The 755-nt window shown below is 69.3% G+C and carries 1 protein-coding gene; it reads right to left on the reverse strand.

Features of this window, described 5'->3' with window-relative positions:
• On the reverse strand, positions 1–755 hold a 755-nt coding region (locus tag ACYVDE_RS24985), incomplete at both ends, for an FAD-dependent oxidoreductase (protein ID WP_460504215.1).

The raw sequence follows: 755 nt of genomic DNA on the forward strand, positions 1-755 counted from the left end.
CGCGGGGCCCGCTGAAGCCCAGGGCCAGCAGCACGCGCTGGCAGGGGATTTCGCGGTCGGAACCGGGCACCTCCTCGAAGCGCAGGCGGCGGCCCAGCACGTCGGTTTCCCAGGTCACGTCGCTCACGCGCAGGGCGCGGAGCTGGCCGGCCTCATCGGCCAGGAATTCCTTAGTGTTGATGCCCCAGTAGCGCTGGCAGCCTTCTTCGTGCGAGGTGCTGCTGCGGAAAATGTGCGGCTCCTGCGGCCAGGGCGTGTGGGCGGGGCGCTCGGTGCCGGGCTGGTGCATGAGGGCAAACTGCATGACGGAGCGCGCCCGCTGGCGGTTGGCCGTGCCCACGCAGTCGGAGCCGGTGTCGCCGCTGCCGATGACCACCACGTCCTGGCCTTCCACCCAGATTTCAGCGTCCGCAATGCCCAGCTCGCTCACCCGGCGGTTGTGTTGGGTAAGGTAGTCCATGGCAAAGTGGATGCCCGGCAATTCGCGGCCGGGAATGGGCAGGTCGCGCGGCACGCTGGCCCCGCCGGCCAGCACCACGGCATCGAAGCCGGCGGTGAGCTCGGTTCCCGAGATGTCGCGGCCGATTTCGACGCCGCAGCGGAACGTGATGCCGTCGTCCTCCAGCAGCTTGATGCGCCGGTCAATCACCCACTTATCGAGCTTAAAATCGGGGATGCCGTAGCGGAGCAGACCGCCGGGCCGGTCGTCGCGCTCGAACACCGTGACGGTGTGGCCGGCCCGTGCCAGCTGCGCC

The organism is Hymenobacter agri (genome assembly GCF_054778495.1).